This window comes from Mycobacterium sp. MYCO198283 (assembly GCF_021213805.1).
In the GTDB taxonomy this organism is placed as follows: Bacteria; Actinomycetota; Actinomycetes; order Mycobacteriales; family Mycobacteriaceae; genus Mycobacterium.
Window position 1 is genome coordinate 1 of sequence record NZ_JAJQJI010000020.1, and the last position, 825, is coordinate 825.

Below are 825 nucleotides of genomic sequence, written 5' to 3' on the forward strand. Positions count from 1 at the left end.
TCCAACGCGGCAGTGAAGCGTTCGAGGTAGTCCGCCGGGCCGCCGGGATACAACGACCGCAGCGTTTCAATGTCGAACACCTCGCCCGAACCGAACAGGAACGACATCAGCGTTTCCGTCGGGGCGAGACCCGATGTCCGCGCGATGGGCACGTCGACCCACGGGGTGCGCACGCCGCCGCGAGCGAGGCCGTTCGCGTCGAGGTCCAGTGCGGGCGGGTCGCCGTCGGTGAGCGCCATGGGTTCCGCGGCGGGTGCGGGTGTGCCGGTACGGACCCAACCGTCGACGTGGGCGATTGCGGCCTGCAGGACGTAGTGGTGTTGCGGCGCGAAGTTGATGCTGTAGGAGAGCCGTTGCCCCATCAACTCTTTCGTGGGCGCATAGACGGAGGCGAGCTCCTCGATCGACGCTCGACCACTGTCGATGAAGCCGCCGCGGATCGTATAGGTATCGGCATGCGCGGTGCCGGGGATCTCCCACACCCGCAGCTTGTCGTCGTCCGGCTGCCTGGCTCGGTAGTAGCCGGCGCGGAAGCCGCCGATCAGGTCGGTCTCGGTGATGACGGTCAACACCGGAACCCGCAGATCGGGACGGAACGGCACCACCTCGGGCTCGGCATTCCCGCCAAAGATGCTGGCGCCGTCGAGCGGTGCGGCCGCCCCGAACCGGGAGTGCACGAGGAATCCGTCGTAGGCGCCGGCCGACGGGTCCACCTCGTTGACGTATGTGGTGAGAAACGCCGCCGACTGCGATTCACCAACGGCCAGCACCGCTTCCGCTTCGATCCCGTCGACAGCGCCCTCGCGGACCAGGCGACCGACCTGG

1 protein-coding gene is annotated in these 825 nt (G+C 68.0%); it reads right to left on the reverse strand.

The features are described 5' to 3' along the window. Positions 1 to 825 (reverse strand): alpha/beta hydrolase domain-containing protein (locus LV457_RS19975; protein WP_255701788.1); only part of this gene is annotated, 825 nt, incomplete at both ends.